This window comes from Micromonospora sp. NPDC005979 (assembly GCF_040614415.1).
Classification (GTDB): Bacteria; Actinomycetota; Actinomycetes; order Mycobacteriales; family Micromonosporaceae; genus Micromonospora.
On the sequence record NZ_JBEXUR010000001.1, the window covers coordinates 129131 to 149348 of the forward strand.

Sequence of the window (20218 nt, forward strand, 5' to 3'; positions counted from 1 at the left end):
TCGGTGGGGCACGATCGGGGGTCAGGCCGCGGCGACCTCGCGGGACCGGGCGGGACTGACCACCCGTGGGGCGACCCGCCGTGCCCAGTCCTCCCAGTCCTCGAACTCCAGGAACCGGGCCAGCAGGCCGAGCTGCCCGATCGGGTCGGCGACCAGGTCCTCGTAGCTCATCCGGTGCAGGTGTCGCGGAGGCAGGTCGGTGAGCGCCTGCTCGGCCTGGCTGGTCAGGAACGCGCTCAGACCGAGGTAGCGGCGCAGGTCCTGGCCCCGATCCCGGAGCAGGTCGGCGCTGAGCCGGTCCGGCAGGTAACGCTCCAGGTCCTCGGGCACCGACTGGCCGGGCTCGATCCGGAACGGATCCAGCCCGCACCGGCCGAGGAACTCCACCCGCAGCTGAATCAGCTGGAACGACGAGTGCCGGCTCATCGAGCGGGCGGTCGCCTCCCGGTCGCGGGTCAGATACACCACCTTCGCCTCGGGAAATGCCCGCAGAAGGTACGGAGCGACGTGGCTGGAACCGCCGGAACGCTCGACCCAGCGCCGCTTGCCGGTCATCACGGCCAGCAGGTCGAGGAACATCCGGTGGTGGTCGCCGACCGACTGCGTCGGGAAGTCCGGCACCCGCTCGGCGAGCTGGTCGAAGAGGCGGTCCGGGTCGGGGGTCAGCTTCGACAGGGTGATGGCGAGGATCCGCGGCAGCTCGGTCATCCGGTCGGCCCACCTCCCGGTCGCGGGGTAGCGCACCTCCTTCGGCGGCAACCCGATCCGGAAGAGAGTGGCGAGCTCGGCCTTGGGGCTGCTCAGCACCGCCCAGTACGCGGCCCCGGTCAGCACCTCGGAACTGCGCGCCCAGGGTGCGACGGACATGAAGAACTCCTGCGCCGAGAGAGTCTCGGGCTGCTCCGCGATCAGATCCGAGAGCAGCGTCGAGCCGCACCGGCCGTTGCTGATGATGATCGACCTGCCGGTGACCGGGGTGTCCATCCGAGGACCTCCTGCACGTTGGGTTGTCACGGGGCGGTGGCCACCTCGGCCACCTCGACGGAGCACTCCTCGCGGAGCCACGCCAGGACGAGCCGGCGGACCGCCTCCGGCCGGTCGACCAGGACTGTGTGTTTCTCGCCGGGTAGGACCACGGTCCGCGTCTGCGGTAGCAGTCGGACCACCGCCGGTGCCAGCTCGACGACCGCGGAGTCCGCGCCGTACACGCAGAGCACCGGTACGCCGATCGCGCTGATCTGCGCGGCACTGGGCAGGGCACTCGCCGGTAGGTCCCGGGCCAGCGTGGTCGCCACGAGCAGCTCGCCGGTATCCCGGGCCCGGCGGGCCACCCGTGCCCCCCGGCCGGCGACGATCTGCGCCAGCGCCTCCGGTCGGGGCAGGAGGTCGGCGGCCCGGCCCAGCCGGCGCGCGACCCGGGCCATCCACGCCGGGGTCGGCGGCGAGGATTCGACCGCCGCGACGGAGGCGACCCGGCCGGGGTGGCGGGCCGCGTAGGCGAACGCGATAGTGCCACCGAACGAGTTGCCGAGCAGGTGCACCGGACCGGTGACGTCGAGTGTGGTCAGCATCGCCGACAGGTCGTCGACGAAGTCGTCGAGGGTGTAGCCGGTGGGTGGGCGCTCGCTGTGGCCGTGCCCCCGCAGGTCGTACATCACCACCCGTAGCCCGGCGTCGGCCAACGGTTTGGCGAGGGTGAAGTACCAGCTCGCGAGGCTGTCGGAGGCCATACCGTGGATCATCACGAGGGTGGCCGGCGCCGTACTCCGGCCGGTGTCGACCCCGCCCGGCTCTCCGGCCGGTGGTTCGAGGTGTTCGACGTGCACGTCGATCCCGTTGGCCCGGATCATCGTCACGAGTGGACCGCCTCGACGGCGGTGGGGCTCGCGTCGAGGGAGCGTGCGATGTGCTCGACCAGTTGCCCGACCCGCAGCTCGCCCACGGTCTCCAGGTCCAGTTTGGCGACGAAGTGCGCGAAGTTGACGGTGTTGCCGTACCGGGCCTGCAGCCGGCCGGCGAGGGAGACGACGTCGATGCTCTCCATGCCGAGGTCGTCGCGGAAGGTGGTGTCCATGGTGATGGGTTCATCGGCGGCGAAGTCGCCGAGGACCGCATGGATGATCCCGGTGAGCTCGGCGAGGATGTCGGCGGGCGAGGCGGCCATGGGAGGTACTCCTTCGAATGGTCGGGAGTGGATACCGGTCACGGCTGATCGGTCCCGGTCCGCGGGCCCCAGGTCCAGGCGACCACGTACCGTCGAGGTGGTAGGTCTTCGGGATTTCCGACCTCGCGGTGCTGGACCGGGTAGCTCCGGTCGTCGACGTGGACCGTCAGCACCGCGTCCGTGGCGCTTGTCACGACGAACCGGCGCGGGCGGCCGTCGAGTCCGGTGCCCTCCGCCTTGCCGACGGCCTCCTTGGCGGCCCAGAACCGGGCGAACCACCGCCGCCGGTCCTCGGCGTCGCCGCCGAGCGAGTCCAACAGGGCCCTCTCCCCGTCGGTCAGGGCGAAGCGCAGGGTGCTCTCGGGATGGTCGGTGATCTCGGCGACGTCGATGCCGACGCCAGGCACGTCGGGCTGCGACGCCGGCCCGCGGGGCTTCGCGATCGCGACGCCGATCTCCGCGCAGTGCGCCAGCGAGACATCGCACTCGCGCAGGTCCCGGCCCGGACGTCCGTGCACCCGGGGTCGCCCGTTCGGATCGTTACCGACCGTCAGCTCGATGGGGTAGATGTCGCGGTGCCCGTCCTCCCACAGCCGGAACCGGACGGCGTCCTTCACCGCGATCCGACCCAACAGCCACTGTTTGCGGGATCTGGCGGGCTGCCGCTCGTAGTCCTCGTACGCGGCCGAGCCCAGGATGCCCCGGGCGGCCATACCCTGGGTGACCAGGTCGGTCCAGCAGTCGAAGGCCATCGTCCAGCCCTCGGGTTGGATCAGCGACATCGGATGCCGCTCGGGGAACCGTTCCGCTGGCCGCGCCTGCGGATGGCTGTCGAAGCGCCGGTCCACCGCGCCTTCGATCTGTGCCCACACCCGGTCGTCGACCACCAGTTGGGTGTCCGCGACGAGTTGCGCGTCATCGATCGAGCGCACCCGGGCGACACACTCGAAGGCCGTACCGGGTGCCGGCGGGGGGCCGAAGTAGCGGATGTGGCGAAGGCCCACGGGCAACGCGACGGTACGGAACGGCTGTGTCGTGATGAGCCAGTTGCCGATCAGCTGTAGCGCGTTGTCCAGCAGGGCGCCCGGCGGCACGGGTGCGCTGACCACCCCCCGTACGTGCATGTCACCGAGGGCGTGCACGGCGGTGATGCCCTGGAACTGGGGGCCGTGGAACATCAGCCGCTCGGCGTACATCTCCTCGGCGCTGATCCGTGGCGGCCGCTCGGTGGCGGGATCGTGCCGCCACACCTCGGGCGGGTCCGCCGGATAGTCCGCGGCGAGTTCCACTATCGACCGGGCGTACGGGCCGAAGGTGACCGAGACCAGGCCGTCACCGGTCGGCTTCACCGCGATCTCGACGTCCTGACCCGGCTCGGCTATCAGCCAACGGTTGAACCGGGCGTCGCGTACGGCCACCGCCCGCAGGCCCGGCATGGCCTGCTCCGCCGCGTCGACCATGTGCTGGACCAGGGTGGTGGCCGGCACCACCGGCCACCGGTCCTCCATCTTCGGCCAGTCCGGCGGCTGGACGAAGAAGCAGTGATCTTTCAGGTACGGCATGTTCTCGACGGAGACCCGCAACGTGATCCGCCGAACCGGACCCGGGTCGCCGTTGCTGGCGCTGGCGCTGGCGCTGACCGCCCTGCCGGTGCCGATTCCGTTGGCCGAACCGACGCCGTTGCCCGCGTTGCCGTTGCCACGGCCCCCGGGCGCGACGGTTCGGGAGGATTCGGCCGGCGGGGCGACCGGGGGTCGTTCGACACCCGGGCGCGGCGCTACCGGCGGCGCCGGTCGGGCGGCCGCGTCCAGAACGTTCACCGCGTCCCGAGCCGTATCCTGCAACAGCGCGGCGAGCTCCGCGGCGGCGCTGGACCGTCCGGTCAGCCTGTGCAGGGCGGCAAGCGCCGCCGCCGGGTTGGTGCCGGTACCCGTTGGCTCCGGCTGGCGGCCCGCCCCGACCGCCGGCGAGGCGCCGACCGGAACGGCCGCACCGGAAGTCGGCGGACCCGCCGACAGGTGGCTCGGCTGGGCGCCGCCGCCCGCCGACACGCCGAGCAGACCGGCGGCGTCCGCCCCGAGCCGGACCAGTGGGCCCCCGAGATCCAGCGAGATCGACGGGCCACGGCGTACCGGTTTCGCGGGTGCCGCAACCAACGGTGGATCGAGCGCGGTCAGGTTCGGGCTGCCGCCCTCCACCCAGATCGCGGTGGCGACCCGGCGGAGCTGGTCCAGCCCGCTGCGGTGCTTCACGTTGACCGGCATCGCGAGGTGCTCACGCCCACGCAGGTTGTCGCTGATCAGCGAGGCGAGCTGCCCCGCACCGACCTGGAGGAAGACCCGTACTCCGGCGTCGTACATGGCCGCGACGGTCTGACGGAACCAGACCGGCTCCATCATGTGCCTGACGAAAAGGGCATTGACCTGCGCCTCGTCAGCGGGGAACGGTGCCGCCAGGGTCGCCGACCAGACCGGTATCCGGGTCGGGTGCACCTCCCATTGGCGCAGCGCCGCGCCGATCGACTGCAGGCCCTCGACGAACACGGGAGTGTGGAAGGCCGACCGGAACGGCAACTTCTGACACAGCACGTTCTCCGTACGCAGGGCCTCCACGAGCCGGTCCACCTGGGGCTCGGGCCCGTTCACCACCGACTGCGCCGGGGCGTTGTCGTGCGAGAGCACCACCCCCGGAAAATCTCCGAGCATCGGGGTGACCCGGTCCGCGCCAGCTCCCACGGCGGCGAAGACGTATCCGGAGACCTCGACCGAGTCGGCGTTGAACAGTTCCAGGAACTCGTCCATCGCCGCCGTGCTGATCTGCCCACTGGTCGCCGCGGCGGTCCACTCGCCGATGCTGTGTCCGGCGACCGCGTCCGGTAGCACGCCGATGTGGCGCAGCGCCTTGTCGAGGAGTTTGCCGACCTCGATCAGCCCGGCGCCGTGCCGGCCCAGGTCCGAGGCGGACCACTGCCGGTCCGGCAGTCCGAGGTGCGCGGCGATGTCCGCGGTACGGGGCGCGAACTCCGCCTCCAGGCCGGGGAAGACGAAGGCGAGGCGGCCGGTGCCGGAGGCCAGCAGCGGTGACGGGCTGAACCAGATGTCCCGTCCGCCCCGCCAGGCCTGACCGCGGGCCACCGTCTTGCGGGCGACGGCCAGCAGCTTGTCGGTCGGGCTGACGATGCCGAGCCGGCACGCCTCGGCTCCGGTGGCGGGCCGGTTGCTCCGGGCCCGTTCGACGCCGAGGGCCCGTACCTCGTGGTCGCTGCGGGACAGCAGGTCGGCCAACCGGTCGGGGTCCGGCGCGGCGAGCCAGAGCACCTGGTCCGGCTCGGTCACCGCAACCGTCGAGCTGGCCACGGTCGGGGCCGCGCCTCGTCCGACACCCGCTCCACCCACCGCCAACGGCTGCCCGCCGGTCGGCCGTTGCCGTACACCGGCGGGCTCGGGCGCCTGCTCGATGATGACGTGTGCGTTGATGCCGCCGAAGCCGAAGGCGTTCACCCCGGCGCGACGCGGCCCGTCGCTCTCCCACGGGCGGGCGGTGGGGATCGGGGCGAACCGGGTCGCGGCCATCTCCGCGCGTGGATCGTCGCAGTGCAGCGTGGGCGGCAGCACTCCCCGGTACACCGCGAGCGTCGCCTTGATCAGGCCAGCGATGCCGGCGGCCGGCATGGTGTGCCCGATCATCGACTTGACCGATCCGATCACCGGGCGTGGCCCGTCGCCAGAGTGCGGTCCGAAGACCTCGGCCACCGAGACCAGTTCGGCCGCGTCGCCGGTGGGTGTGCCGGTGCCGTGCGCCTCCAGCAACCCCAGCGCGTCCGGCGCGGTCGGGTCCAGCCCCGCCGCTTCCCAGGCCCGCCGGATGGCCAGCACCTGTCCGGAGGAGGCCGGGTTGAACATGCTCGCCGAGCGGCCGTCGCTGGACATCCCGCTGCCCCGGATGACGGCGTACACCCGGTCGCCGTCCCGGACAGCGTCGGACCACCGCTTGAGTACGACGACACCCGTGCCCTCGCCGATCAGCAGGCCGTCGGACTCCCGGTGGAACGGCCGGCTCTCACCGCGCCTGGACAGCGCCCGCAACTGGTTGAACACCGACCAGAAGCTGATGTCGTGCACGTGGTGCACACCACCGGCCAGGACGGCGTCCAACCGTCCGCTGGTCAGCTCGGTGATCGCCTGGTCGATCGCGATCAGCGACGAGGCGCAGGCCGCGTCCAGGGTGTACGCCGGACCGCGCAGGTTGAGCCGGTTGGCCACCCGGGACGCGGCCAGGTTCGGCACCAGACCGATCGTGCCCTCCGGCTGGTACGGGCCGAGCCGCTCGTCGAACTTCTCGCGTACCAGGTCGAGCCGGCTCTGGTCCAGCTCCGGAATCAGCTCCCGCAGCACCTGGATGACCTGGCTCGACATCCGCACCCGTTGGGCGTAGCGGGCCTGAGCCGGACTGAGGATGCCTCCCCGCCCGAGGATCACACCGACCCGGTCGCCGCCGGGCAGTCGGTCCGCGCCGCCGGCATCGTCGATCGCGGCCGCGGCCACGTTCAGAGCGATGAGCTGGTCCGGTTCGATCTCCGAAACCGAGGCGGGCATGATGCCGAACCGCAGCGGCTCGAAGGTCGCGAACTCGTCGACGAACCCGCCGCGCCGGCAGTACATCCGGTCCGGCCGGTGGGCCTGCTCCGGGTCGTAGAACTCCTCGTCCCACCGGTGCGCCGGCACGTCGGTGATCGCGTCCACCCCGTCGACCAGATTCCGCCAGTAGCTCTCCAGGTTGCCGGCGCCGGGCATCACCGCCGCCATCCCGACGATCGCGATCGGGTCGCTCCGATCGGTACTCGTGTTCATTTTCGGCCTCTCGCTCCACCGTCGACGGGCGTACCGGGTGTGCGGCGCGGGTGCCGCCGCATCCGCTGGACGATCACCAGCCGGAGGCGGTGTAGACCACGGAATTGATCTTCGGGTCGCCCCACGCCAACTCGCTCAGCAGGCTGAAGGCACCCGCTTCGGGGTCGATCAGATCGATGCCGCGGCGCGCGTACTCCCGACTCAGCTCGTCGCTGACCATCCCGCCGTGCCCGGCACCAGGTGCCCACGGGCCCCAGTGCACGGTCAGACAGCGGTTGCCGGTGCTGGCCGCCCAGCGGGTGCCGATCGCGTCGACCGCGTCGTTCGCCGCGGCGTAGTCGCTCTGACCTCGATTGCCGTATGCCGCGGCGATGCTGCCGAACAGCACCACGAACCGAGGCGGCGAGTTCAGCTCGTCCAGGCCGGCCAGGACCGAACGGGCACCGTCGACCTTGGTGCCGAACACCCGGGCGAACGACTGTGGGTCCTTCTGCGCGATCAGCTTGTCCTCGATCACGCCGGCCGCGTACACCACGCCGTCGACCCGACCGTGCGTACGCTCGATGTCCAGCAGTAGGCGGCCGATCGCCGACGCGTCCCGCACGTCGAGGGCGTGGTAGCGCACCTCGCTGCCCAGTTCCCGCAGTTCGGCGAGGGTCGTCTCGACCTCCCGGGCGGCCAGGATCGCCTGCGCGCTCTGTTCGATCTGCGCCGGTGACCGCAGACCCCGGCCGGCGAGCGCGGCGCGCAACGACGCCTTGTCCCGGGCCGACACCAGGTCCGGATCCTCCGGCCCGGTCGGCAGCGGTGTGCGGCCGACCAGCTCGATCCGGCAGCGGCTCGCCATGGCCACTGCGCGGGCGAACCACGGCGTGATCCCGCGAGCCCCGCCGACCAGCACCACCACCGAATCCCGGTCGAGGCCGATCGCCGCGGCCTCGGAGGCACCGTCACCGGCCGGCCCGGCACCGCTGGTCGCCACCGCGCCCAGCGCCACCGGGGCGAGGGAGACGGTTGTCCGCTCGGTCTCGCGCCGCACGACGGCCGGCGTCTCCCCGGGGAGCAGCAGCTCGTCGATCAGGTGTCGCGCGATCTGCTGCGGGTCGGCAGCACCGTCCACCTGGACGTACCTGGCCGCGACCTGCGGGTACTCCCGGGAAATGGTCCGGAACAGGCCGGCCAGACCGTCGCTCCGTTCGGTACCGCCGACCGGCCCTGCCGCGAGCAGCCAGCGGGGACCGGCCGCGAGCGCCTGCTTGAGGAACGGGAAGATGTCGGGCAGCAGGGGCGCTCCGGCGCCGTCCAGACCGTCCAGCAGGATCAGCCCGTCGAAGCCGGCGAGCTGGTCGGCCTGCCTCTCGTCCACCACACCCGTCTGCCCGGCCGCGCCCTGCTCCTGGAGCAGTTCGGCGAGGTACGGCAGCGCCGGGCTGGCGCCGGTGATGAGGAAACGCGTTCCGGCGAGCACGTCGGCCGGCTGCCCGGCTGGCGAGGCGTCGGTGTCCGCGTCGGGAGGTCCCGCGACCACCGTCGCCAGGGGCAGAAGCCGCTTCGGTGTGATCCCGGCCCGACCGTTGGCGGTGACCGGCACGGTGGGGACCGGCGCGGGTGCGATGGCCGGGCTCATGGTGGCCAGGGCCGAGGGCGCTCCGGCGGGTGTGGGTGCAGTGAGGGCGAGTGTGCCGTTACTCGGCGACGGCGCCGAGGCGGCCACCTCCTGCGTCTTCTGGTTGAGCCAGTCGACCATGGTGCGTACGGTGCGGGCCTTGACGAGGTCTTCGAGTTCGGCCTCGTCGCCGTCGACGGCGAGGCCGAGTCGTGCGGCGACCTCGCCGGCGACTTCGGCGCGTTTGATGGAGTCGATGCTGAGGTCGGCTTCGAGGTCGAGGTCGAGTTCGATCAGGTCCACCGGGTAGCCGGTGCGCTCGCTGATCACGTCGAGGATCGCGGTCTGGAAGTCGGGACGGGTCAATACGGCGGTGCCGGTCGCGACCAGAGCGGTGGAGTGCGCCGTCCCGTTCGCCGGGCCGAGTACGGAGGTCGCGTGGATCACGGTCGTACCCGTCGTCGACCGAATCTTCTGGTTGAGCCAGTCCACCATGGTGCGTACGGTGCGGGCCTTGACGAGGTCTTCGAGTTCGGCCTCGTCGCCGTCGACGGCGAGGCCGAGTCGTGCGGCGACCTCGCCGGCGACTTCGGCGCGTTTGATGGAGTCGATGCTGAGGTCGGCTTCGAGGTCGAGGTCGAGTTCGATCAGGTCCACCGGGTAGCCAGTGCGCTCGCTGATCACGTCGAGGATCGCGGTCTGGAAGTCGGGACCGGTCGCGGCGACCGCCACAGCGGCCACCTCGACCCCGCCGGTCGGTGCGGCCGGGGGAGCGGCCACCACCGCCGTCGCCGTCGCGACCGGGGCGATCTCGGTCCCGTGACCCGGCAGCACCACCGGCGGGTACGCCTGCGAGGGCTGCCACACGAGTCGCCCACCCGCGCCGTCGCCGAAGTACGCGAGCATCACGTCCCGCTGTGAGGCGATCATGTCCCGGCTGGTGCGGAGGAACTCGCTCAGCAACTCGTCGCGGCCGTCCCGACCACTCAAGGCGGTCCCGTTCGAAGCGGTCATCGACAACTCCTTGATCCGTCGTGGGGGCGTCATTCCGCCGGGCAGGCTGTTCCCGGACTGATCTCGTACGAGCTGGCCGTCCACGGTCCAGAACGGACGCTGGCCCGTCCTGGCCGCCCCGAGGTCCGCCGTGTCGCGGCCCTGGAACAACCAGCCGGTCCGAACCGGGACGCCGGCACAGGCCAGTTGCGCGACAGTGACGAGGAAGCCGCGCAGGCCCTCGTCGGGGCGGGGCTCGGTGGCGACCGCCAGGTGCGGCCGGTCGCCGAGGATGGCCCGGACCAGCTTGGTGAGGACCTGACCGGGGCCGGCCTCCACGAAGGTCCGCGCGCCGCTGGCGTACATCGCCTCGATCTGTTCGACGAAACGCACGGGCGCGCCGATCTGCGCGGCGAGCCGTTCACGTACCCGGTCGGCGTCCCCGTCGTACGGGGCAGCCGTGTGGTTGGACCAGACCTGGATGGCCGGCTCCCGTACCGCGCTGGACGCCAGCGCCTCGGCGAAACGTGTGGTGCCGCCGGCCACCACCGGGCTGTGGAACGCGCACGCGACGGAGAGCTGACGGGCCGACAGTCCGCCCTCGCGCAGCGCCGCCACCGCCGACCCGACCGCGGGAGTCGGCCCGGAGATCACGACCTGTGTCGGCGTGTTCCGGTTGGCCAGCACGACCTCGCCGGCCAGTCCCGCTGCGGTGAGCACCTGGCTCACCTGCTCGGCGGTGCCGGTGACCGCCGCCATGGTGCCCGGATCGTCGCCGGTGGCGGCGAGGATCGCATCGGCCCGTTGCCGGCTCAGCGCGAGCAGCGTCTCGGGGTCGAACGCGTCGGCTACGCAGAGCGCGACGAGTTCCCCGTAGCTGTGTCCGCCGGTCAGGTCCGGCCGGATGCCCAGCCGACGTAACAGGTGGTCGACCGCGAGGCCGCCGATGCCCAGGACGGGTTGGGCGACCCGAGTGTCGCGTACCCGGTCCTCCTGCTCGCGGGCCGTCTCCGGGTCGAACGCCGACGGCGGGAAGAGGAGGTCCGCCCACTCGGCGCCGAGGCGCAGGTAGTGCCGCAGCTCGGGGAACGCGACGAACAGCTCGGCGAGCGCGCCCGGCCGCTGGCTGCCCTGACCGGGGAAGAGGAAGGCCACCTTGCCCGGCTCCGGGTCGTCCGGCGGTTGGACCAGCCCGCGCGCCGGGTCGTGCTCGCCGGCGACGGCCCGGCCCAACAGCTCGGCGAGTTCGTCCCGGTCACGTGCGACGATGGCAATCTGGACCGCGCCGGCCCGGTGGTCGGCCTCGTCGGACAGCGACGCGGCCAGGTCCCGCAACGACCACGGTCGGCCCAGCTCGTCGCGGTTCGACAGCATCTCCAGCAGCCGGCGTGCCCGTAGCTGTGCGGCGGGCCGATCGGCGCCGCGGAAGCAGAACAGTTCCGCCGGCCAGGACTGCCGGGTGTGCCGTGGCTCGGGGCTGTTCGCATACGCGCTGAGCACGGTGTGGAAGTTCGTCCCGCCGAACCCGAACGCGCTCACCCCGGCCAGCCGCTCGGCCGCCGGCGCGATCCACGGGCGGACGCCGGTGTAGAACGCGAAGGGGCTGCGGGCCGGATTCCACGCGGGGTTGGGGCGGGTCAGGTGGATCGTGGGTGGCTTGACTCCGGTGTAGAGCGCGAGGCTCGCCTTGATGACGCCGGCCAGGCCGGCCGCGCACTTGGTGTGCCCGATCTGCGATTTCACCGAGCCCAACGTGCAACTGCCGGGCTCCGCGCCGGCCTCGTCGAAGAACCGGGTCAGGGTCTCCAGTTCGGTACGGTCGCCCACCACCGTGCCGGTGCCGTGTGCCTCGACCAGACCGACCTGTCGGGGCGAGACCCCGGTGCGGTGGTACGCCCGGTCGAGGGCGCGTCGCTGCCCGCTCGCCCTGGGGGCGGTGAGCCCGAGCGCACGTCCGTCGCTGGAGCTTCCGATGCCCTTGATCACGGCGTAGATCCGGTCGCCGTCGCGCTCGGCGTCGGCCAACCGCTTCAGTACGACGCACGCCACCCCCTCGCCGAGGGCGATACCGTCGCCGGTGCTGTCGAACGTGCGGCACCGCCCGGTGGGGGAGAGGGCGTGCGCGGAGGTGAACATCAGGTAGTCGTTGATGCCGTTGTGCAGGTCGGCGCCGCCGCAGATCATCAGGTCGCTGCTGCCGGCGCTGAGTTCCTTGCAGGCGGCGTCCATCGCGGCGAGCGACGAGGCGCAGGCGGCGTCGATGGTGTAGTTGGGACCGCCGAGGTCGAGACGGTTGGCGATCCGGCCGGCGATGACGTTGGCCAAGACGCCGGGGAAGCTGTCCTCGGTGACCGTGGGGAGTTGGTCCTCCAACTCGGGCGGCACGTCCCCGAGGTAGGCCGGGAGCATGGTCCGCAGCGTCTGGGCGTGACCCATGTCGCTGCCGGCCTCGGCCCCGAACACCACCCCGGTCGAACGGTGGTCCGCGCCGGCCGCGTCGTACGGGTATCCGGCGTCGACGAGCGCCCGATGTGCCACCTCGAGCGCGAGCAACTGGGTCGGGTCGATGCTGCTCAGCGCCGCCGGGGGTATCCCGTACCGGATCGCGTCGAACGGGACCGGCTCGATGAAACCACCCCACCGGGAGACGCTGATCCGGCCGGCCTTGCCCGGCTCCACCTCCGGCGCGTAGTACGTGTCGACGTCCCACCGGTCAGGGGGCACCTCGGTGACCGCATCGGTGCCGCTGAGTACGGTCTGCCAGAAACTGTGCAGGTCGGGGGAGCCGGGCAGAACGCAGGACATGCCGACGATGGCGATGTCCAGCGGCGCGACCGGCTCGTCCACCGGCGCGGTCGGCGGGACGAGTTCGGCGCGCAGCGCGGCGGTCCGTGCCGCGAGGAACTCCTGTGCCTCGGTGGTGACCTGCACGTGCAGCTCCGCGACCGTGGTCGGTGCGTGGCGCAGCACCGCAACCTGGCCGGCCATGAACATCCCCTCGACGGCCTGTACCGCCTCGTCGACCTCCACCAGGCCGTCGTCCTCCCGGCGTACGCCCTTGCTGGCGATCCGCAGCCGACCGACGTTCAACAGCTCCAGTTGCTCCCAGACCTGGCGGTTCTCCACCCCGGCCGACTCCAGCTCCTCCCGTACGCTGTGGAAGTCGTCCACGAACGGGCTGGGCAGGCAGCGGGTCGCGTGCCCGGGGGCGGTCTCCAGCAGCGATGTGCTGGTGGCGGCGATGGCCGTACGGTGGAACAGGGGTTGAATAGCGCCCTCCTGCACCGCTTCGGCGGTGAAAAGGTAGGCGGTCCCCATCAGCAGCCCGATCTGCGCCCCACGGCCGGTCAGCGGGGCCGCCATCGCGGCGACCATCGCGGCCGATCGGGCGTCGTGGATGCCGCCCGCGAACAGCAGTTGCAGCCGCCCGGCTTCGTCCGGCGTCTCCGCCAGAAACTCTTCGAGCACCAGCAGCTGCGCCTCCCACAGGGGGAAGCTGGCCCGTGGCCCCACGTGCCCGCCGCACTCCGCGCCCTCGAAGACGAACTTGCGCGCGCCCGCCCGCAGGAACTGCCGCAGCAACCCCGGTGACGGTACGTGCAGGAAGGTGTTGATCCCGTCCTGTTCCAACGCCGTGGCCTGGGACGGCCGCCCGCCCGCGATGATCGCGCACTGCGGCCTGATCTCCCGGATCGCCTCGAGTTGTGCCGCGCGCAGCTCGTCGGGCGCGAAGCCGAGCACCCCGACGCCCCAGGGCCGCTCGCCCAGTCGATCGGCGGTCTCCCGGAGCACCCGGCGGGACTGTTCCGCGCCGGCCAGCGCGAGCGCGACAAAGGGCAGCGCGCCGTCGGCGGCGACCGCGGCCGCGAACGGCGCCTCGTCGCTGACCCTGGTCATCGGGCCCTGCACCACCGGTATCCGGACGTTGAGGGCGTCGGCGAGAGCGGCACCCGGCGCCAGGGCGTCCCCGATGGACGATTCGGCGAGCGCTTCGAGGAGGGTGGCACGGATTCCGCGTACGGCGGCGGCGGTGTCGGGCCAGCGCCGGGCGAAGACGGCGGCGAGCCAACCGTCCTGGCCGATCGGCAGCAGTTGTGAGGCGCTGTCGTGCGGACCGCCCCGGCGGATCCCGCGTACTCCGTCGACCAGGACCGTCTCGGACCCGTCCAGCCGACGGATCGCGCCCCGCACGTCCGCCGGGAGCTCCGACTCCGGCATGAGGGTGAGCTGGCTGTCCAGGACGACGCCGGCCGCGCCGCCGATGACACAGGCGACGGCGGTGCGGGGGCCGATGCCGCCGGCGACCCAGATCGGCAGGTCGATGTCGTCGGCCGCGGCCAGTTGCTGGAGCAGGACGAACGAGCTGAGCTCGCCGACTGTGCCGCCACCCTCCATGCCCCGCGCGACGAGCCCGTGTGCTCCGCCGGCGGCGGCGTACCGGGCGTCGTCGAGGCTGGTCACCTCGACGAGCACTCGGTACCTGTCGACCACGTCGGCCAGTGGCCAGGGCGCATCCGGCGGTAGGACCAGGAGATCGACCCGGCCGTGGCCCGCCCGTTCCACGTCGGCCGGCGTGGCGGTGCAGCCGGCCGGTACGCGTACGCCGATCGGTCCGCTCGACCCGACGGCGGCCTGGGCCAGGGCGGTGAGTGTCCAGCTGTCGCCGGAGGCGAGGTCCAGGACGCCGTGACCGCCGCCGTGGCGGGCGGCGGTCACGATCCCGGGACTGGGTTCGAGGGGGCCACCGGCGCTGATCGCGATTACGAGATCGCGCGTGTTCGGTGCAGGGCTCATCGGACTCCCACTTCATTGGGCGCCCGGGTCTCGGGCGCGACCGAATGAATCAGATGATCAACCGAGGTTGCCGCCCGTAGCTAATTGTCGCTTATCGATCTCGGGCTTCGATTAAGTTAGGCCACCTTAGTTACGGCTCAGTTAACTTTCCCAAAATAGCCGGCTGGCCTGCGGTTCTTCCGATCGCATCGATGAGACGCGGGACATCTTCCGTCCGCCGAGCCATGACGGCCTGACCTCGGGCGGGTGACCGACAGCTTCACTCCGGCCCTGAGGCGTCGTGTTAACTATCGACGTACTTTGAATTCAGAAGTGTTACTAGCCCAGCCGAGAAAGTGACGTCTATCACTATCCCCTTGCAGATCCGGCCGATAAAAGCACTCTTATCTGGTCGGTTTGGTGGGGCCGGAACCATTCCTATCTCCTGAGTATGGAATTGGTCCCGGTCGGCCCTCGCTTAATGGGCCGAATGCCTATCGGAAAGGGGGAGAATCGACCGGCGAAATGCCATGTCATCGAGCGGGGCGACCCGCTCTTCGCTCAACCGACCACCGCCGGGCGGGCCCGGTCGGCTTCACCGGTCGCGCCGGCTCCGCGCCGGACGCGACGTGCTTCGCGAGTCCTTCATGGCGGTGGCTCCACGCCATCCCTCCGTACGTCCGTTCCTCGACACCCTCGGGGTCGATTGGTCGCCACGCCCGCGTGCCCGGCGGCACCGCCGGATGCCCGTCGGCCATCACCAGACCGCCAGGACCTCGCCGACGGGCCGCCCACCGCCCGTCCAACCCAATCGGTCTGCATCCCCTTCCACCTGCCCCCAACGAACTGGTGGTCCCTCATGCGCAAGATTCTCCTGCTCGCCCTGGTCGGTCTCGGCGCCCAACTGGTCGACGGCAGTCTCGGCATGGCCTACGGCGTGACCTCGACGACCCTGCTGCTCGCCGTCGGCGTCCATGCCGCCGCCGCCTCCGCCACCGTGCACCTCGCCGAGATCGGCACGACCCTCGCCTCGGGTGCCGCCCACTGGCGATTCGGCAACGTCGACGCGAAGGTCGTCGCGCGGATCGGCATTCCGGGGGCGGTCGGCGCCTTCGCCGGCGCGACCTTCCTGTCCAGCCTCTCCACCGATGCGGCGGCACCGATCATGTCGCTGATCCTGCTCACCCTCGGTAGCTACCTCCTGATCCGCTTCACCACCTTCGGGTTGGCGAAGGGCAACATGGGCAAGCCGCTGCGCAAGCGATTCCTCGCTCCACTGGGCCTGCTCGCCGGCTTCGTCGACGCCACCGGTGGCGGCGGCTGGGGACCCATCGGCACCCCGGCGATCCTGGCCAGCGGCAGGCTCGAACCACGCAAGGTCATCGGATCGATCGACACCAGCGAGTTCCTGGTCGCCGTCGCGGCGAGCCTCGGCTTCCTCGTCGGTATCGGTGCGGAGAACGTCAACGTCGGCTGGGTCGTCGCGCTGCTCATCGGCGGGGTGGTCGCCGCGCCGGTGGCGGCCTGGCTCGTACGCCTGGTCCCGCCCCGGGTGCTCGGCTCCGCGGTCGGCGGCGTGATCGTGCTGACCAACAGCCGAACCCTGCTCCGCAGTGACTGGTTCAACGCCCCGGCCACTCTGCGTTATGGCTGTTACGCGGTCGTCTGCGCGATCTGGGCGGCCGCCGTGACGTACTCGATCCGTGAGCACCGGAGGGAGCAGCAACAAAGCGTCACGATCAGTAACGGCTGACCGGCCTCGATCCAAGCGACCAGGAACGCCGGCACCTCCCGGCCCGTTGTTCGGGAGGTGCCGGCGTCGGGGATGAACCAGCGGATGGACCGGTAACCCGAACACCGGCAGCGCCAACCGGGGTCTCTAGGTCGGCAGGTGCAGGTGTTTCAGGTCCTCGGGTATCGGCAGGTCCGGTCGGTAGATCAGCATCGGCGGCTGGCTGTCGGTGTCGGCGCGGGCGGCGGGAGCGTCGGCGAGGGAGAACTGGTCCCGGAGTCGGCCGAAGAAGTCGTCGACGTCGGCGACGATGAGCTTCGCGCGGCGTCGGGCGGGGTAGACGGCGACCCAGTCGCCGGGGTCGAGGATCCCGTGTACGCGTCCGTCGACGACGACGGTGACCTGACCCGAGCGAGGAAGCACCTGGACGCCGACTGGTTCGTCCGGGGCGGTGACCATGCTGCGGTTGAACGCCATGTGCGGGGCGACCGGGGTGAAGACGAGGGCGTTGAGGCGCGGCGACAGGACCGGTCCGCCCGCGGCGAAGGAGTAGGCGGTGGAGCCCGTCGGTGAGGCGACCATGACGCCGTCGGCGGAGTAGGTGGCGAACAGCCGCCCGGACAGGTACACCGCGACGCTGGTCTGCCGGTCCCGGCCGAGTTTCTCGAACACGACGTCGTTGAGGGCGCTCAGGCCCAACGGGACACCCCAACCCACCTCGTCGGGCGTGCCCGGCCGGGGGAGAGGTGGTACGGCATCGGGACCGCGGCCGTAGCGCAGCAGAGTCCGGAGTTCCGATGGGACCTGCAGCGGTCGCGACGCCCGCAGGGTGAGCAGCATGCGCTCCTGGATGGGTGCGCGTCCGGCCAGGGCGGCGCCGAGCACCCTCGGCAGGTCGGTCGCGGCGAACGGGGTGAGGAAGCCGACCCGGCCGGCCTTCACGCCGAGAACGGGTGCGTCGGCCTCGACGGCGATGGCCAATCCGCGCAGGAGAGTTCCGTCGCCGCCGATCGTGACGACGAGCTGAGGTCGCTGCGCCAGGTCGGCCAGCACGTCGGCGGGGCTCTGCTCGTCCTGCCAGACGTCCAGGGTCCGCGAAGCGGCACCGTGCTCGGCGCAGATCCGCGACACCATCTCCGCCGTCTCAGCGGCCTGCGGCCTGGTCGGGTGTACGACGACGCCAACGAGCATCCGAACTCCTCCACGCCATCTCGGCTGTCACCTCATCTGACGGTGAACACTGCGCATCACCCTACGTACCGGGGTTGGCGTCACGGCGGTGGTGCACCCTGTGCCGCCACTGAGAACGGGCGACCGGCGCGCGGAGAGGGTTGTGGCCGACGTGCAACCTCGGGCCGCGGTCTCCGATCTAGGCCAGAGCGCCCGGGGACCTGACTTGCCATCCCAATCCAACCCGATGGCCGGGGACTGCTCCGGTGTGCAAGCCACGCACGCCCTAGCGACCAGCAGCCCCGGCGCGGAGGGTCGGCGGACTGCCCGGGCCGCCCGCCGGGAGATTGCCGATGTGGGCTGGCAGCCGCGCCGCTGCCCGTACCGACTTCAACCCTGGCCCTGCCTGGCCGCCACGCCTGGCCCGGACGCTGACCGCGCCGCAGCCGCTCGTGCCGGCGGGAGGGCGCTACCGGGCCTCCGGATCTTGGCGCCTGAACACTTTCCCGCCGGATCGGCAATGTCAGGGTGGAGCGCGGACTGTGCCGAGGAGGGCCATGGCTTCGGATGCGGATTTGATAGGCCGGTCGCTGGATGGCGATGTCGACGCCTTCGTCGAGGTGGTCGAGCGCCATGAGGCCGCCGTCGGTTCGTACCTCGTTCGCCGGGCGGGGCGGGATGCGGCTGAGGACCTCCTGGGCGAGGTGTGGGTTGCGGCGTTCGAGTCGCGGCGGTCGTACGACCGGTCGTACAACGATGCGCGGCCGTGGCTGTACGGGGTGGCTCTGAATCGCTTGCGGCGCTACTGGCGCTCCCAGCCGGCCGAGGACCTGGTCGCGGACGTGCCGGACGTGGCTACCGGTTGGGATCCGTGGTCGGCCGTGGACCTCGGGGTGGACGCCCGGGCGGTGCTCCGGTCCGCACTGACGCGGCTCAAACCCGAAGAGCGGGAGGTCCTGAGGCTCGTCGCCTGGGAGGACCTGACGGCAGCCGACGCCGCCCGGGCACTCGGCATACCGGCCGGCACCGCGCGGCGGCTGCTGAGCCAGGCCAGGACGGCACTGCGTGACGCGCCGGGCGTGTCCGCGCTTCTGAAGGACCGCAACAGCGCGAAGGAGAGACACCGATGACCGACGAGCTCGATCTGGTCGGTGCGTTGGGCAGCGCGGAACCACTACGCCCGGAGGCGTATCAGCGGGCGCGGGCGGTGCTGCGGGCGGCGATGGCCGACCCCGGAACCGTGCGGCTGGGCGCGATATCAGCGGACGACACGACTGTGGAGGCAGCTTCAACCATGGAATCGACGACAACCACGCGGGACCACGCATCCAGCCCGGCGCTCCAACGCCGCCGCCGGATCGGTGTCGCGGCCCGACTGGGTATCGGCGCCGGGGTGGGGGTTGCCGCCGCGGCGGCCGTCGTCGCTGTGGTGCTGAGCTCGTCGGCGACCGGGGGCACGGAGGCCAGCCAGGATCCGTCGGCCGCCACCTCGGGCTCGACCAGCGTCGACGGGTCCGCTGAGCGCGCGCCGCTGATGACCCTGGCCGGTTCCATCAAGACGGTCACCCCGTCGGCCGGCGACGCGTGGCTGGTGAAGGCGACGCAGGTCCACGGCACCAAGACCATGCAGGTCGTCTATACGCTGTACACCGACGGTCACGAGATCTACACGGGCAACAGCGTGAAGGACATCAAGCGTGCGATCGCCCGCAACCAGGACCAGATGACGGACGGCGGCTACGCACCGCTGCTCAAGGCGGCCGTCGCCGCGGCGGACAGCAGCCCGGCCGACGGCCGGACCCAGATGCTCAAGGCAGCCGAGGATCCGCTGGTGGGCCTCGACCCCGCGGCGCAGAAGGCGGTGTGGGACAAGCAGCAGGCGGACGCCCAGGTGATCATCAAGCAGAAGGGCGGCCACGCCAAGCCGAAGCCGTACAGCCCTCAGGCCGTTCAGCGGCACTTCGACAACGCCCTGTGGACGTTCAGCACCCAGGCGCTGTCCGCTGGCGACGGCAACACCCAGGTCCGGGCCGGTGTGCTGCGTCTGCTGTCCACCATCCCCGCGGTCAGCGTCGAGAACTCGACCACCCAGGGCAGGGCCACGTTGACGATCACCGCCGGCCCCGAGGTGTTCGGCGGCGAGGGCAGCGAGGTGCTGACCGTCGACGCCACGACCGGCATGCTGGTCAAGGACGTATCCACCGTGCCGGGCCTACCCCGGGCCTCCACGACCTACGAATCCTCCCGCGTGACGAAGGCCCGCCTGTAGGCCGGGAACCTCCACCCACCAGCATTGCGGCAGACGGGCGTGACGCGCCCGGCGTTCGGTCGACGGTGCGGGCCGCCTGGAGGCGGCCCGCACCGTCGTTCTGTTGTTCGCACGGCCCGCGCCGGACTGCGATGATCGGCGCGTGACCTACATCCCGGATCTGGCGCCCTACGACTACTACCCGGGCGCCCCGGACGCCATTGCCGTTGGTTGGCTGGATTCGAGCATGCCCTTCACTGAAGGCGCGTGCCCGCGAGACGTTCGAGATCGCTTGGCGCGGCTTGGCGCTGAACCGGTGCGGCTCATGCGGGGGTACCACTACTGCCAGTTCTGCCCGGGAGCGGCCGAGCCGCCGCGCGTGGTTCGGGAGGACATGCGGGGCTATGAAGCTCCCGATGTTGCGCGCGGGAACGGCGAGATTTGGCTCACCGGAGTGGACGGGACGACCTTCGCCGCACCGGTCCTGATCGGCCACTACGTCGAAGATCATCGCTACCTGCCACCTGATGGCTTCATCGAGGCGGTTCGGACCGGGGTCCCCACCCCTGGCGTCGCCTAGCGGGGATCCGGCTTCTGCCGTATGCGGTTGGCAGGTGGGGGACACCTCAGGGTCGGACTTCAGCCCGGCGGGGCATCCCGCGCCGACGCCGCAGGCGCCGGC

General features: G+C 71.4%; 10 protein-coding genes. 4 read left to right on the forward strand and 6 right to left on the reverse strand.

Annotation, left to right across the window (positions count from 1 at the left end):
• Nucleotides 1-21 precede the first annotated feature (21 nt).
• The 5 genes from ABZ272_RS00585 to ABZ272_RS00605 all read right to left on the reverse strand — a co-directional run bounded on the left by ABZ272_RS00585 (nucleotide 22) and on the right by ABZ272_RS00605 (nucleotide 14329).
• Complete coding sequence (locus tag ABZ272_RS00585) at nucleotides 22-984, reverse strand: hypothetical protein (RefSeq protein ID WP_355047738.1); 963 nt, start codon at nucleotides 982-984, stop codon at nucleotides 22-24.
• Nucleotides 985-1010: 26 nt separating this feature from the next.
• Complete coding sequence (locus ABZ272_RS00590; protein ID WP_355048239.1) at nucleotides 1011-1850, reverse strand: alpha/beta hydrolase; 840 nt, start codon at nucleotides 1848-1850, stop codon at nucleotides 1011-1013.
• Nucleotides 1851-1852: 2 nt separating this feature from the next.
• Nucleotides 1853-2164: an acyl carrier protein gene (locus ABZ272_RS00595; protein ID WP_355047739.1), complete on the reverse strand. Its 312-nt coding sequence runs from the start codon at nucleotides 2162-2164 to the stop codon at nucleotides 1853-1855.
• A gap of 38 nt (nucleotides 2165-2202) precedes the next feature.
• The gene (locus tag ABZ272_RS00600) at nucleotides 2203-7014 is read right to left on the reverse strand and encodes a beta-ketoacyl synthase N-terminal-like domain-containing protein (RefSeq protein ID WP_355047740.1); all 4812 of its coding nucleotides are present in this window, start codon (nucleotides 7012-7014) and stop codon (nucleotides 2203-2205) included.
• 73 nt (nucleotides 7015-7087) lie between these two features.
• Nucleotides 7088-14329: an SDR family NAD(P)-dependent oxidoreductase gene (locus ABZ272_RS00605; RefSeq protein WP_355047741.1), complete on the reverse strand. Its 7242-nt coding sequence runs from the start codon at nucleotides 14327-14329 to the stop codon at nucleotides 7088-7090.
• A 916-nt stretch (nucleotides 14330-15245) separates the two neighbouring features.
• On the opposite strand from ABZ272_RS00605, the gene ABZ272_RS00610 reads away from it, so the two are divergent.
• A complete protein-coding gene (locus ABZ272_RS00610; RefSeq protein ID WP_355047742.1) occupies nucleotides 15246-16139 on the forward strand; it encodes a sulfite exporter TauE/SafE family protein in 894 nt (297 codons plus the stop codon).
• Nucleotides 16140-16265: 126 nt separating this feature from the next.
• Here ABZ272_RS00610 and ABZ272_RS00615 read toward each other — a convergent pair whose 3' ends face one another.
• Complete coding sequence (locus tag ABZ272_RS00615; protein ID WP_355047743.1) at nucleotides 16266-17309, reverse strand: NAD(+)/NADH kinase; 1044 nt, start codon at nucleotides 17307-17309, stop codon at nucleotides 16266-16268.
• 536 nt (nucleotides 17310-17845) lie between these two features.
• Here ABZ272_RS00615 and ABZ272_RS00620 point away from each other — a divergent pair.
• The 3 genes from ABZ272_RS00620 (at nucleotide 17846) to ABZ272_RS00630 (ending at nucleotide 20116) form a co-directional block, all read left to right on the forward strand.
• Nucleotides 17846-18418, forward strand: coding sequence for a sigma-70 family RNA polymerase sigma factor (locus ABZ272_RS00620; RefSeq protein WP_355047744.1), 573 nt, complete (start codon nucleotides 17846-17848; stop codon nucleotides 18416-18418).
• A complete protein-coding gene (locus ABZ272_RS00625; RefSeq protein ID WP_355047745.1) occupies nucleotides 18415-19557 on the forward strand; it encodes a hypothetical protein in 1143 nt (380 codons plus the stop codon). Before ABZ272_RS00620 ends, ABZ272_RS00625 begins: the two co-directional genes overlap by 4 nt.
• Before the next feature lie 142 nt (nucleotides 19558-19699).
• Nucleotides 19700-20116 carry a hypothetical protein gene (locus ABZ272_RS00630; protein WP_355047746.1) on the forward strand — a complete coding sequence of 139 codons (417 nt, stop codon included), beginning with the start codon at nucleotides 19700-19702 and terminating at the stop codon, nucleotides 20114-20116.
• The last annotated feature ends 102 nt before the right edge of the window (nucleotides 20117-20218 follow it).